Raw genomic sequence first — 12,953 nt, 5'->3', positions numbered from 1 at the left:
ACCCTGTCATTCATCCACGCGGGGAGGCATGGATGGGCAGGAGCCGCAGAACAATTCCGGAGGAGCTTCTGCTGCTCGCTCTGGACCCGGCCACGGGTACCACAGCGCAGCCGCAGTCGCTCGACCTAGGTCTGGCCGGAGCACAGCTAGTAGAGCTGGCGCTGGCCGGACGGATAGCCCCAGACGGGGATCGTATCGCCGTGGTGGCACCACGGCCGACCGGAGATCCGACTTTGGACTGCGCACTGGAGTTGCTGCGAAGGCGCGGCACCCCGGTACGCGCGGTGCACTGGATCGGCGGGCCCCGACTGGGGCTGCGCCAGACGTATCTCTCGCATCTGGAAAGGTGCGGCATGGTCCATGCCGTGGCCGGCCAGATGTGCGGAGTGCTGCCGACGACTCGCTACCAGGCGACGGACACGGCCATCAGCCGGGAGATCAGGTCCCGGCTGGACAGCGCGATCCGTACCGGCGTACCGCCGGACCCACGGACCGCGGCGCTCGCCGCACTGGCCCACGCGGTCGGACTCGGCAAGCATCTGTATCCGGGGAACGAGGGACGATCGTCCCGCTCCCGGCTGCGGGACCTGATCAGGCACGACCCCATGGGCGGCCTCGTGGCGCACGCCGTGATGGACGTCCAGAACGGTGTGGCCGCTCAGCCACGCCGCAGCCCGGCCCCGCCGGGCAGGGGAGCACCGGACCCCGGCAGGGTTCCGATGCAGCCGCACCACGGGTCGATGGCCCGCGCCGTGGCGCACTGAGCACCGCACCATCTGAACAGCCCGCACCGCAACAGCGCCGCGCCGCAGTCCCCAAAGACCGGTCCGGGAGCCGCTGAGCCGCGCGGGGTGCCGGATCCGGACGTCGGGACGACGACACGGACCGGCGCCCCGCGCGGCCGCATGTCCGGCCACGCCGACCACTCGTCCCCCTACACGTCCGCACGCATGCCCAACTGTCGTGTCCGCTGCGCATATCCGCCGTTTCCCAGCGGTATGAAGCCCAGGGTGGCAATCTGCTGAGCAGCAGATTCGCAAGATACGCAAAGAATCACAGAGGCACGCAGCCGGAGGTGCACGTCCCGTGGCGTCCAATGTCAATCCCACCGTCAGGCGACGCCGGTTGGGCCAGGAGCTGCGCCGGCTCCGCGAGCTCAAAGGCATGACGGCCGAAGAGGTGGCCGAGCGGCTGCTGGTCTCGCAGTCGAAGATCAGCAGGCTCGAGAACGGGCGGCGCAGCATCAGCCAGCGCGACGTCCGCGACCTGTGCGGGGTCTACGAGGTCGAGGACCACCGCATCGTCGACTCCCTCATGCAGATGGCCAAGGACTCCCGCCAGCAGGGCTGGTGGCACTCCTTCGGCGACATCCCGTACAGCGTCTACATCGGACTCGAGACGGACGCGGCGAGCCTGCGCGTCTACGATCCGCAGGTCGTGCCCGGTCTGCTGCAGACCCGGGCGTACGCGGAGACGCTGATCACGGGCGCGCTCCCGGAGACCACGCCGACCGACATCGACAAGCGGGTCCAGGTCCGCGTCCGCCGCCAGGAGCGCATCGCGGCCCCGGACAACCCGCTGCGGCTGTGGACCGTGCTCGACGAGTCGGCGCTGCGCCGCGTCGTCGGCAGCCGGGCCGTCATGCGCGAGCAGCTGGAGCACCTGGTCGAGCAGTCGCAGCTGCCCCATGTGACCGTGCAGGTCATTCCGTTCGACATGGGCGCGCACCCGGGCCTGAACGGCCAGTACGCGATTCTGGAGTTCCCGGACGCCGCGGATTCGAGTGTCGTCTACATCGAGGGCGTCACCAGTGATCTCTATCTGGAAAAGGCCAACGATGTACAGAAGTACAGCGTGATGTACGAGCATCTGCGGGCACAGGCGCTGAATGTGGAACAATCCAGACAGTTCATCGCGAAGATCGCCCAGGATTACGCGCTCCAGGAAGCCCTCTAGGGCACCGCGGAGGCCGCCCCCAGGTGTTCCAGAGGGACAGAATCCGCCCCGCGCGAGAAAAGTGCCGCACGGTACACCTTCGCCGCGGCGGGGCGGAAGACCCCACTGGAATATGCCATCCGGTCGAGTGAATGGCCTCTTCGCGCACCGATGTTGGCGAGTAGCGTCGATCACGCCATCAGGTACCACGTTGGCGCAAACCGCTTCACAGAAGCGGTGACAGCAATTCGACCACTGGCTAGACCGGAGCAAAAAATGGCAATTCAGCAGGGCGGCACGAATTCCTGGACCAAGTCCTCCTATTCGACGGGCAACGGCGCGTGCGTCGAGGTCAAGTCCCCCCTCCTGGCCGCGATCGCGGTGCGGGACTCGAAGGCCCCCGAGGGGCCCTCGATCGGCTTCGCCCCCGATTCATGGAACTCCTTCGTGACCGAGGTCAGCCGGGGCGCCTTCGACGCCGCCTGAGGCATCGGAGAGCTCCCCATCGCAACACAGCACCAACTCAGCATCACAGCACCATTTCGGCACCAACAGAGCACCACTGCGGTACTGAAAGAGCCCTCTCGACTGGCCCGCCGTCCTGGCCGAGGGGGCTCGGCTTTTTCACCGGATCACCCGCGCAGCCGGTCCACGTACGTGTCCGTGCCGGGGATCGTCGGGATGAACGGCGCCACCAGCTCGACGCGGCCGAGGCCCGACTCGTGAACGGCCGTGTCCAGACCCGTGAAGTGGTCCTCCCAGCAGAGGGCCGGGTCCGCCTCCAGGAACCACAGCAGGGTGAGGCGGGTGTCGACGCCCTCGACCTGCTTCACGTACGACATGCGGTCGCCCGGCAGCGGCGTCGGGCGGAAGACCGTGACCATCGCCGCCGGTGAGCCGGCCAGCCGCTTCGGCAGGTGCCGCGAGCGCAGCCACTCCAGCAACTCCTCGCGCCGCTCGGGTCCTTCGGCGTCGATGACCTCCACGACCAGACCCCGGTAGGGGTGGTCGAGGGCGTGGTGGTCGCGCGGTCCGGCCGCCCCGTCCCGGTACACGGTCGCCGCGTGGTCCTGGAACGCGGTGAAGACGTGCGTGCGGTCCTGATAGACGCGCCCGTCCCGGTTGAGCCGCTTGTTGATGCCGACGGTCCACTTCATGTGGTCGTCGTAGCGGCCGTCGGTGATCCAGTACGTGGAGATGTAGCAGCCCGCGGTGACCGGCTGCGCGACCGCCGACTTCTCCGGGTAGCGCAGGAGCTGAAGTTCGCGCGTGGCCACCCAGCGGCGCCCCGAGTTCATCCAGGGCATCGCCATCGCGCCGGCGTAGTAGTGGTCGTCCTCGTACCAGCGGTTGTACGCGTACTCGTGGCCGGGATGCGGCTCGACCATGGTGATCAGGGCGTGCCCGGGGCGCACCCCGTACGGGCCGACCGATGCCAGCTCCGCGTACACCTCACTCCTCGTGTCCTCGCTCACGACGCTCCCCTTCCTTCCTCCACCGGACGGGCCTACTCTGACGCCCCGTCAGAAGAACTGCCATAGCCGGGAGGCGACCGGATGCTCCTGAACGGAAAGACAGTGGTCGTGTCGGGGGTCGGGGCCGGGCTCGGCCACCAGGTCGCCGCGGCCGTGGTGCGCGACGGCGGCAACGCCGTGCTGGGCGCGCGCACGGAGGCGAACCTCGCGAAGTCGGCCGCCGAGATCGACCCGGACGGTACGCACACCGCGTACGCGGCGACGGACATCACCGACGAGAGCCGGTGCGAGGCGCTCGCGGGGCTCGCGCGCGAGCGGTTCGGCGGGGTCGACGCCGTGATCCATGTCGCCGCCTGGGACAGCTACTTCGGCGGCCTGGAGGACGCGGACTTCTCGACGTGGCAGCAGGTCATCGACGTGAACCTGCTGGGTACGCTGCGCATGACCCGGGCCTGCCTGCCCGCGCTCAAGGAGCGGGGCGGCTCCGTCGTCGTCATCGGCACACAGTCGGCCGTCGCCGCGCCCTCCCAGGTCCGGCAGGCGGCGTACGCGGCCTCGAAGGGCGCGCTGACCTCGGCCATGTACTCCATGGCCCGCGAGCTCGGCCCGCACCGCATCCGGGTCAACACCGTGCTGCCCGGCTGGATGTGGGGGCCGCCGGTCGAGGCGTACGTCCAGTTCACCGCGCACACCGAGGGCGTGTCGCAGGACGAGGTCCTGGGGCGCCTCACCGAGCGGATGGCGCTGCCCGAGCTGGCCACGGACGGGGACGTGGCGGACGCCGCCGTGTTCCTCGCCTCCGACCGGGCTCGGGCCATCACCGGCCAGTCGCTTCTGGTCAACGCGGGTGAGCTGATGCGGTAGTTCCGCACCACCGGCTGGATCCGACCGCACGGCACCCACCGCCGTGCGGTCCTTTTTGCCCCCATCCGGATTCATGGACATGAACGCAGGTCAATAAGTAGAACGATTTTACCGTCCCTTGACCCTCCGGTCCGTTGTCCTGGCCCTTCGGCTCCCCACACCATGAACGGCGTTCATAAGTAGGACCAGACCCCTGGAGGGGGCTCAATGAACAGTCTCGACTGGGCCGTGCTCATCGGCTACTTCGGCATCATGGTCGCGATCGGCGTCTGGTCCCACAAACGTGTGGACGACGTCTCCGACTTCTTCACGGCCGGCGGCAAGATGCCCTGGTGGCTTTCCGGCATCTCGCACCACATGTCCGGCTACAGCGCCGTCATGTTCACCGGATACGCCGGCATCGCCTACACGTACGGCGTGACGTCGTTCGTCACGTGGTCGTTCCCGATCGCGCTCGGCATCGCCATCGGCTCGAAACTGTTCGCGCCGCGCATCAACCGGCTGCGGTCACGGCTGCACGTGGCGTCGCCACTCGAATACCTCAAGAACCGCTACAACCTGAAGACCCAACAGGCGCTGGCCTGGTCGGGCATGCTCCTGAAGATCGTGGACGTGGCCGCCAAGTGGGCCGCCATCGCCACCCTGTTGTCCGTCTTCACCGGCATCTCCATCAACCAGGGCATCCTGATCACCGGCGTCATCACGGCGATCTACTGCACCATCGGCGGACTGTGGGCCGACGCGCTCACCGAGCTGGGGCAGTTCATCATCCAGCTCATCGCCGGTGTCGCCATGTTCGTCGCCGTCGTCTCCAAGCTCGGCCCGTTCGGCGGCATCTTCGGCGTCTGGGACGAGCCCGAGCTCGCGGGCCACGGCAAGCCGCTCGTCGGCCCGTACGGCACGGTGTTCCTGCTGGCGTTCCTCTTCATCAAGCTCTTCGAGTACAACGGCGGCATGCTCAACCAGGCCCAGCGCTACATGGCCACCGGCTCCGCCCGCGAGGCCACGCGCTCGGCCCGCCTCTCGGCGGTCCTGTGGCTGGTCTGGCCCGTCGTCCTCTTCTTCCCCATGTGGGTGTCGCCGCTCCTGGTGCACGCACAGAAGCCGGACGGTTCGGACTCGTACGGCCTGATGACCGAACAGCTCCTGCCGCACGGCCTGTTGGGCCTGGTCATCGTCGGCTTCTTCTCGCACACGATGGCCATGTGCTCCTCCGACGCGAACGCCATCGCCGCCGTCTTCACCCGTGACGTGGCACCCGCGGTCTCGAAGAAGGCGAAGGAGCAGTGGGTCGGGAACAAGGGGCTGCTGGCCGCCCGCCTCACCACGGTGATCTTCCTCGGTCTGTCCATGGCGGTGGCCACACAGGTCAACTCGCCCACGTTCAAGGACATCATCACCGTCGTCATCAAGTGGGTCGCGGGCCTGATGGGCCCGATCGCGATCCCGATGATGCTGGGTCTGCTGCGCACCTTCCGCAAGTCCGGTCCCACGGCGGCGCTCACCAGCTGGGCCATGGGTCTGCTCGCCTTCTGGCTGGTCAACTACCCGATCAGCTGGAACGTCGAGGGCGGGGTGCCGCTCGAGTACCAGGTGTCGATCCCGCTGGCCGTCTCGCTCGTGCTCTACATCCTCATCGGTTACCTCAAGCCGGAGGACTCCCCGGAGCGGGACGCCCTCATCGAGCGCATCAACACGGACGACGACGGGTCCACCGGGGCGGCGGCGGTTCCCGCGCCGGCGGAGCCGCAGGACGGGACCGTCGGCACGCAGCCGCCGGGACGCCTCTCGTAGGGCTCGTTCCTCACCGGGCGCCGGGCGGGCTGATCACAGCCGGTCCGGCGCTTCGGCGTTCACGCCCGCGGATAGCGGGCCAGCCACCCCGGCGAGGACGCCGCGGGGCTGTGCAGGGCGGGCCCCTGCGTCATCTCCATCGCGAAGTCGTCGGCGAGCTCCAGGACCGTGGGGCGGCCCTCCAGCTCGGTCACCCAGCCCGGCGGCAGCGCGGTCTCCCCGTGCAGCGCGCCGAGCAGACCCCCGCACAGCGCGCCGGTCGCCTCGGACGGGCCGCCGTGGTTCACCGCGAGACACAGTCCGTGCCGTATGTCCTCGCCCACGAGGGCGCAGTACACCGCCACGGCGAGCACGCCCTCCGCGAGCCCGTCACCCACCAGTTCGTCGACGCGGGCGGCCGACGGCATGCCCTGGCGGACCGCGCCGAGCGCGTGCTTGAGCGCGTCCGTGACCGGCTGGTGCCCCGGGCGCGCGGCCAGCAGGACGAGGACGCGCTGCACGGCGCCGTCCAGGCTCTCGCCGCGCGCGAGTCCGTGCACGACGACCGCGTACGCACCCGCGGCGAGGTAGGCCGCGGGGGCGCCGTGCGTCTGGACCGCGCACTCGGCGGCCAGCTGGAAGACGAGCTGCGGCTCCCAGCCGACGAGCAGCCCGAACGGGGCCGAGCGGGCCGCCGCCGCGGACCCGGCGGCCGCCACGTTCTTCGGCTTGTCCAGGGTCCCCATGACGTCGTTGCCGAGTCCGAGGAGGCAGTCGCGGGACGGGCCGCGGCGCGAGTACAGCCACTCCTCGCGGGCCAGCCAGCCGTCCTCCTTGCGCCGCTCGTCCGGGCCCCAGTCACGCTGGGTCGCCGCCCAGCGGAGGTAGGCGCGGTGCACGTCGGTCGGGGGATGCCAGGCGCCCGTGTCGCGCCGCACCTGCGCCCTTATGAGGCCGTCCACCGTGAAGAGCGCCTGCTGCGTCGCGGCGGTGACGGCGCCGCGGCGCCCGTACGCGGGAGCGAGGTCGGTCAGTCCCTGCGGACCGTGCGCGGCCCTCACCTCTTCGAGGGAGAGCTCGGCCAGCGGCGCCCCGAGGGCGTCGCCGAGCGCGGCCCCGATCAGCGTGCCGCGGACCCGGCTGCGGAAATCCTGCTGCTCGGCGCGGCCCCATACGGCCGATGAGGGTCCCCCCTGCTTGGGGGTCAGTGGGGCTGCCACGGGGAGCTCTCCCCTCCGGGTCTCGTTACGCGTGCGACGACTGCGCAGCACTGTAATCGACGGGGCGTACCCGGTTGAGAGCCGAAGCGGCACAGGCGAAGTCGCCCTTGAGGCCAATTCACCCGCTTTTCTTCCGCAAACCGGACGATGTCCCGGGGCGCGGCCGTGGGACCTGCGGTGCGCCGCCGCTCGACGGCCGTCCGACGTGCGCCGTTCACCGTGCGTTGGCTCACTCATCGCCGGACACCCGGAACATCCGCACCATGACGCAGATGACTCGTGTCAGGGCCTCCTCGTACGCCCTGGCCGCCGCGCTCCTCGTGGGCCTCTCCGCACCCGTCGCCGCCGCGCACTCCGCCTCTCACGGGCACACGTCGCATCAGCGCATCCCGTTCACGGCGGCGACCGTGGCGGCGGCCGAGGACGGCTCCTCCTACACGGTCGAGTGGAAGGCGCCCGGTGTCCGGCACGTGGCGGTCCGCGCGGGCGGCCGCACCGTCGCCTCCGGCGGCTCGTCCGGCAAGGTCACCGTGCGCGGTCTGCCCGCCGCCGACCGCCAGTGGTTCGACCTGGTCCCCGACCGGGGCCAGGGCCTGCGCCTGGCCGACCGCGAGATACGCCTCGACGGCGCGGTCAACTTCCGTGACGCGGGCGGCTACCGCACCACGGACGGGCACTGGGTGCGGATGGGCGAGATCTACCGCACCGCGTCCCTGGACAAGCTCACGGAAAGGGACCTGGCGAAGCTGAAGCGTCTCGGCATCTCCGTGGACTACGACCTGCGGACACAGCAGGAGCGCACCTCCGCTCCCGACCGCGTGCCCGCCGGCTCCCGCTATGTCGTCGCGGACGTGCTCGGCGACCTCGGGGGCCTGTCCGGCCTGCCCGCGTCGCCGGAGGCATCGGCGCAGCTGATGGTGGACGCGGAGAAGACCATGGTCTCCGCCCCGACCGCGCAGCAGGCCTACTCCACGGTCTTCCACGGCATCGCGGACGCCGACGGCGCGAACGCGCTGTTCCACTGCACGGCCGGCAAGGACCGCACGGGCTGGGCGAACGCCACGCTCCTGACCGCGCTCGGCGTGCCGCGTGACGCGGTGACGGACGACTACCTGGCCAGCAACACGTACCGCGCGAAGGAGAACGCGGCGACGCTCGCCGCGATGCCGCCCGCGCAGGCCGCCGTGTACAAGCCGATGCTGGATGTCCGCCCCGAGTACCTGAACTCGGGCTTCCAGGAGGTGGCGAGCCGCTACGGCACGTTCGACCGCTACCTGGACAAGGCCCTCGGACTCAGCCACCGCGACGTACGCGAACTGCGCGAGGACCTGCTGGTCGGCTGACGGTCTTCCTTCGGTGTTCAAGGCCCTCGTTCGGGGCGCACATCCTGAACGAGGGCCTCCGCATGCCCTGTTACAGGCTTGGGACGTTCGTACTCCGGGGCGCGTACAACGTTTTTCTTCGACGGTCCGTCTTTCTTCTCGTAACCACGAACACCCCCACAGGACACCAAGAAGGAGAGGAACAGTGCGCCGCACTCTCGTCACAGCCCTCGCCGTCACCGCGCTCGCCGTGCCGCTCGGCCTCGTATCCGCCGCCGGTACCGCCGCCGCTGCCACACCCGTTCCGCCTCGCGTCCCCGCCACCGACTTCAACCACGACGGGTACCAGGACCTCGTGCTCGGGGCGCCGGGCGCGACCGTCTCCGGGAAGGAGAACGCCGGGGCCGTCTCCGTCGTCTACGGCGGGAAGAACGGGCCGGACATCGCGCACGCCAAGGTCCTGACCCGCTCCACCACCGGGATACCCGGGGCCGCCGAGGAGGGCGGCTACTTCGGTGAGCGCATCACCAGCGGTGACCTCGACGGGGACTCGTACACCGACCTCGTCGTCGCCGGTCTCGGCGGCGCGCCGAGCGTCGTGCTGTGGGGTTCGGCCGCCGGGCTGAGCGGCCAGGGCAGCGTCGCCCTGCCCACGTCGACCGGGATGTTCGCCGTCGGCGACTTCAACGGCGACGGGCACCGCGACCTCGTCACCGACGACTACCCGCGCAGCGACGACCCGGACGACGACGTCGCCGGGATGACCGTCTCCTACGGCCCCTTCGACCGCGCGAGCGGCAAGCCGGCGAGCCAGGACTCCATCGCCACCAGCCAGACGTTCGGGCCCTCCGACATCGTCGTCGGCGACATGACCGGGGACGGCGCCGACGACATCGTGACGAGCCACGGCTTCGAGGAGTCGGCGTACGCCAGCAAGTTCTGGAAGGGCGGCAAGTCCGGTGTCAGCCACACCGCGAAGTCGCTGACGTCGTCGTTCCGCGGTGCCGTCGGTGACGTCGACGGCGACGGGTACGGCGACCTCGTCGTCCACGACATCGGCGACAACTACGAGGACATCCCGTACGAGAAGGGCACCGTCCTCGTCATGTACGGGACCGCGGACGGGCCGTCCACGACCCGCACGAAGACCATCACGCAGGACACGGCCGGCGTGCCCGGGGTCGGCGAGAGCGGCGACATGTTCGGCACCGACCTCTCCGCCGGCGACGTGAACGGCGACGGCTACGCGGACATCGCCGTCGGCGTGCCCGGCGAGGCCATCGGCAACATCAAGGACGCCGGCAGCGTCGTCCTGCTCAAGGGCGGCCGTGGCGGCCTGTCCGGCACGGGCTCGCAGGCCTTCAACCAGTCCACGACCGCGGTGCCCGGCGCCTCGGAGACGGGCGACGGCTTCGGCCAGAAGGTCCTCCTGTCCGACCTGAACGGCGACGGCAAGGCCGACCTGACGGCCACCGCTCCCCTGGAGGACGGCACGTACAGCGACTCCGGCGCCGCCTGGGTGCTGCGCGGGGCCACCGGCGGGCTGACCACGAGCGGCATCACGTCGTTCGGCGCCGCCGCCGTCCATGTCCCCGAGAAGAACGCCCAGTTGGGGCAGGACCTCATCGGGCACTGACGGACGGGGGTGGGTGAGCCCATGGGTTCACCCACCCCCTCGCGCGTGATCCCGCTCAGTCCCCCAGGACCGGCAGCAGTTCCGGCAGGTGGCCGTCCGAGGCCGTCGCCGCGTGCTGCCGCTCCGGCGGGACCTCGCCGTACAGCGTCGTGCGCGGCTTCGCCGGCCGGCCCGCTTCCTCCGCGATCGTGACGAGATCCTTGATGGAGCGGTACGAGCCGTAACTGGAGCCCGCCATACGGGAGATGGTCTCCTCCATCAGCGTGCCGCCCAGGTCGTTCGCCCCCGAGCGCAGCATCTCCGCGGCGCCCTCCGTGCCCAGCTTCACCCAGCTCGTCTGGATGTTCGGGATGTAGGGATGCAGGAGGACACGCGCCATGGCGGTGACGGCCCTGTTGTCGCGGGTCGTCGGGCCCGGACGCGCGATGCCCGCCAGGTAGACCGGCGCGTTGGTGTGGATGAACGGGAGCGTCACGAACTCCGTGAAGCCGCCCACGTTCTTGGACAGGGCGTCCCGCTGGATGCCGGCCAGCGTGCGGAAGTGGCCGAGCCAGTGGCGGGGCTGGTCCACATGCCCGTACATCATCGTCGACGACGAGCGGATGCCCAGCTCGTGGGCCGTCTTGATGACCTCGATCCACGTCGCCGTGGGCAGCTTGCCCTTGGTGAGGACCCAGCGGACCTCGTCGTCGAGGATCTCGGCCGCCGTGCCGGGGATGGAGTCGAGGCCGGCCTCCTTCGCCGCCGTGAGCCAGTCCCGGATCGACATGCCCGTGCGCGTCGCGCCGTTCACCACCTCCATCGGGGAGAACGCGTGCACGTGCATGCCGGGGACGCGCTCCTTCACCGCCTTCGCGATGTCGAAGTAGGCCGTGCCCGGCAGGTCGGGGTGGATGCCGCCCTGCATGCACACCTCGACGGCGCCCACGTCCCACGCCTGCTCGGCCCGGTCGGCGACCTGGGAGAGCGAGAGCGTGTACGCGTCCGCGTCCGTGCGGCGCTGCGCGAAGGCGCAGAAACGGCAGCCGGTGTAGCAGACGTTCGTGAAGTTGATGTTCCTCGTGACGATGTACGTGACGTCGTCGCCGTTCACCGTCTTGCGGATGTCGTCCGCGACGCGGCAGAGGGCGTCGAGCGCCGGGCCGTCCGCGTGCAGCAGGGCGAGCGCTTCGTCGTCGGTGAGCTTCGTCGGGTCGTCGGCCGCCGTCGCGAGCGCGGCGCGCACGTCGCCGTCGATGCGCTGCGGGACCATGCCGGGCGCGGCCTGCTCGCGCAGCGCCTCCCAGTCGCCGTACACGTCGTCGAAGTCGTCGCGCCGGTCGGACGTGCGGCCCGTCGTGTCGATGGTGCGGTGCAGGTCCGTGCGGCCGGTGGCGGTGAACCCCTCGTCGGGCTCCTGCCAGGGCAGGCCCGTGGGGCGCGCTTCCTCGTCGGCGAGACCGGTGTCGGCGCAGGCGAGGGCCCGTACGTGCGGCAGCAGACGCGGGTCGAGCCACGGCTCGCCGCGCTCGATGAACTCCGGGTAGATCGTCAGGCGTTCACGCAGCTCGAAGCCCGCCTCGCCCGTCTTCGCGGCGAGTTCGTCGATGTGCGGCCAGGGGCGCTCGGGGTTCACATGGTCCGGGGTCAGCGGCGACACCCCGCCCCAGTCGTCGATGCCGGCGCCGATCAGGAGCGCGTACTCCTCGTCGACCAGGTTCGGCGGGGCCTGGATGCGGGCGGAGGGGCCGAGGATGTGGCGGGCGACCGCGATGCACGCGGCGAGCTCCTCCAGCTCGGCGTCCGGCATGCCGCGCATCGCCGTGTCCGGCTTGGCCCGGAAGTTCTGGACGATGACTTCCTGGATGCCGTGGTAGCTGCGCTGGATGCGGCGCAGCTGGAAGAGGGAGTCGGCGCGCTCCTCGTAGGACTCGCCGATGCCGATGAGGACGCCGGTGGTGAACGGGACGTTCGACCGGCCCGCGTCCTCCAGGACCCGCAGCCGGACGGCGGGTTCCTTGTCGGGCGAGCCGTGGTGCGGGCCGCCCGGCTCGGACCACAGGCGCGTCGCCGTCGTCTCCAGCATCATGCCCATGGACGGCGCGACCGGCTTGAGGCGCTGGAGGTCGGTCCATGTCATGACGCCGGGGTTGAGGTGCGGGAGCAGTCCCGTCTCCTCCAGGACCCGGATCGCCATGGCGCGCACATAGGCGAGCGTGTCGTCGTACCCGTGCGCGTCCAGCCACTCGCGGGCCTCGGGCCAGCGGTCCTCGGGCCGGTCGCCGAGCGTGAACAGCGCCTCCTTGCAGCCCATCTCGGCGCCGCGGCGGGCGATGTCGAGGACCTCGTCCGGCGAGAGGTACATCCCGTGGCCGTCCCGGCGCAGCTTGCCGGGGACGGTCACGAACGTGCAGTAGTGGCATTTGTCCCGGCACAGCCGGGTCAGCGGGATGAAGACCTTCTTCGAGTACGTGATGACGCCCGGGCGGCCCGCGGCCTTCAGGCCCGCGTCGCGCACGCGCGCGGCGGACGCCGCCAGGTCCCGCAGGTCGTCCCCGCGGGCCTGGAGCAGGACCGCCGCCTCGGCCGTGTCGAGGGCGACGCCGTCGCGGGACCGCTTCAACGCGCGGCGCATCGCGTTGGCGGTGGGTCGTACAGGCTCCGGATCAGTCATGCTCCCGAGGATACGAGCGCCCACCGGCGGCGTCTGCGCCGCGCTGACGTGCGCGGGATCACGCGACATACACGT

10 protein-coding genes are annotated in these 12,953 nt (G+C 70.4%); 7 read left to right on the top strand and 3 right to left on the bottom strand.

Translation table 11 applies throughout. The features are described 5' to 3' along the window. Nucleotides 1-32: 32 nt before the first annotated feature. The 3 genes from OHO83_RS25995 (at nucleotide 33) to OHO83_RS25985 (ending at nucleotide 2,421) form a co-directional block, all read left to right on the top strand. A complete protein-coding gene (locus tag OHO83_RS25995; RefSeq protein WP_266671532.1) occupies nucleotides 33-764 on the top strand; it encodes a GOLPH3/VPS74 family protein in 732 nt (243 codons plus the stop codon). A gap of 322 nt (nucleotides 765-1,086) precedes the next feature. Further along, the gene (locus tag OHO83_RS25990) at nucleotides 1,087-1,956 is read left to right on the top strand and encodes a helix-turn-helix domain-containing protein (protein ID WP_266671533.1); all 870 of its coding nucleotides are present in this window, start codon (nucleotides 1,087-1,089) and stop codon (nucleotides 1,954-1,956) included. 255 nt (nucleotides 1,957-2,211) lie between these two features. Next, the gene (locus OHO83_RS25985; protein ID WP_266671534.1) at nucleotides 2,212-2,421 is read left to right on the top strand and encodes a DUF397 domain-containing protein; all 210 of its coding nucleotides are present in this window, start codon (nucleotides 2,212-2,214) and stop codon (nucleotides 2,419-2,421) included. Between the two features lie 146 nt (nucleotides 2,422-2,567). Here OHO83_RS25985 and OHO83_RS25980 read toward each other — a convergent pair whose 3' ends face one another. Next, nucleotides 2,568-3,410 carry a hypothetical protein gene (locus tag OHO83_RS25980; protein WP_266671536.1) on the bottom strand — a complete coding sequence of 281 codons (843 nt, stop codon included), beginning with the start codon at nucleotides 3,408-3,410 and terminating at the stop codon, nucleotides 2,568-2,570. A gap of 81 nt (nucleotides 3,411-3,491) precedes the next feature. Between OHO83_RS25980 and OHO83_RS25975 the strand changes: the two genes are divergently transcribed. Both OHO83_RS25975 and OHO83_RS25970 read left to right on the top strand, forming a co-directional pair. Then, nucleotides 3,492-4,274: an SDR family oxidoreductase gene (locus OHO83_RS25975; protein WP_266671538.1), complete on the top strand. Its 783-nt coding sequence runs from the start codon at nucleotides 3,492-3,494 to the stop codon at nucleotides 4,272-4,274. Between the two features lie 207 nt (nucleotides 4,275-4,481). After that, nucleotides 4,482-6,068 (top strand): sodium:solute symporter family protein, encoded by a 1,587-nt coding sequence (locus OHO83_RS25970; RefSeq protein ID WP_266671540.1) that lies wholly within the window; start codon nucleotides 4,482-4,484, stop codon nucleotides 6,066-6,068. A gap of 59 nt (nucleotides 6,069-6,127) precedes the next feature. On the opposite strand, the gene OHO83_RS25965 is transcribed toward OHO83_RS25970, so the two are convergent. Then, nucleotides 6,128-7,267: an ADP-ribosylglycohydrolase family protein gene (locus OHO83_RS25965; RefSeq protein WP_266671542.1), complete on the bottom strand. Its 1,140-nt coding sequence runs from the start codon at nucleotides 7,265-7,267 to the stop codon at nucleotides 6,128-6,130. 272 nt (nucleotides 7,268-7,539) lie between these two features. Between OHO83_RS25965 and OHO83_RS25960 the strand changes: the two genes are divergently transcribed. Together OHO83_RS25960 and OHO83_RS25955 are read left to right on the top strand one after the other, a co-directional pair. Further along, nucleotides 7,540-8,610, top strand: coding sequence for a tyrosine-protein phosphatase (locus OHO83_RS25960; RefSeq protein ID WP_330279790.1), 1,071 nt, complete (start codon nucleotides 7,540-7,542; stop codon nucleotides 8,608-8,610). A gap of 184 nt (nucleotides 8,611-8,794) precedes the next feature. Beyond that, the gene (locus tag OHO83_RS25955) at nucleotides 8,795-10,225 is read left to right on the top strand and encodes an FG-GAP-like repeat-containing protein (RefSeq protein WP_266671545.1); all 1,431 of its coding nucleotides are present in this window, start codon (nucleotides 8,795-8,797) and stop codon (nucleotides 10,223-10,225) included. A gap of 55 nt (nucleotides 10,226-10,280) precedes the next feature. Here OHO83_RS25955 and OHO83_RS25950 read toward each other — a convergent pair whose 3' ends face one another. Then, nucleotides 10,281-12,878 carry a bifunctional FO biosynthesis protein CofGH gene (locus OHO83_RS25950; RefSeq protein ID WP_266671547.1) on the bottom strand — a complete coding sequence of 866 codons (2,598 nt, stop codon included), beginning with the start codon at nucleotides 12,876-12,878 and terminating at the stop codon, nucleotides 10,281-10,283. Nucleotides 12,879-12,953: the final 75 nt, after the last annotated feature.

It is taken from the genome of Streptomyces sp. NBC_00569, from assembly GCF_036345255.1.
Lineage (GTDB): Bacteria > Actinomycetota > Actinomycetes > Streptomycetales > Streptomycetaceae > Streptomyces.
This window is presented reverse-complemented; position numbering and strand designations above follow the sequence as displayed.

Coding starts and splice junctions, on each gene's coding strand:
- OHO83_RS25975 (WP_266671538.1), top strand. CDS start 3,492: ATGCTCCTGAACGGAAAGACAGTGGTCGTGTCGGGGGTCGGGGCCGGG.
- OHO83_RS25960 (WP_330279790.1), top strand. CDS start 7,540: ATGACTCGTGTCAGGGCCTCCTCGTACGCCCTGGCCGCCGCGCTCCTC.
- OHO83_RS25950 (WP_266671547.1), bottom strand. CDS start 12,878: ATGACTGATCCGGAGCCTGTACGACCCACCGCCAACGCGATGCGCCGC.
- OHO83_RS25985 (WP_266671534.1), top strand. CDS start 2,212: ATGGCAATTCAGCAGGGCGGCACGAATTCCTGGACCAAGTCCTCCTAT.
- OHO83_RS25970 (WP_266671540.1), top strand. CDS start 4,482: ATGAACAGTCTCGACTGGGCCGTGCTCATCGGCTACTTCGGCATCATG.
- OHO83_RS25995 (WP_266671532.1), top strand. CDS start 33: ATGGGCAGGAGCCGCAGAACAATTCCGGAGGAGCTTCTGCTGCTCGCT.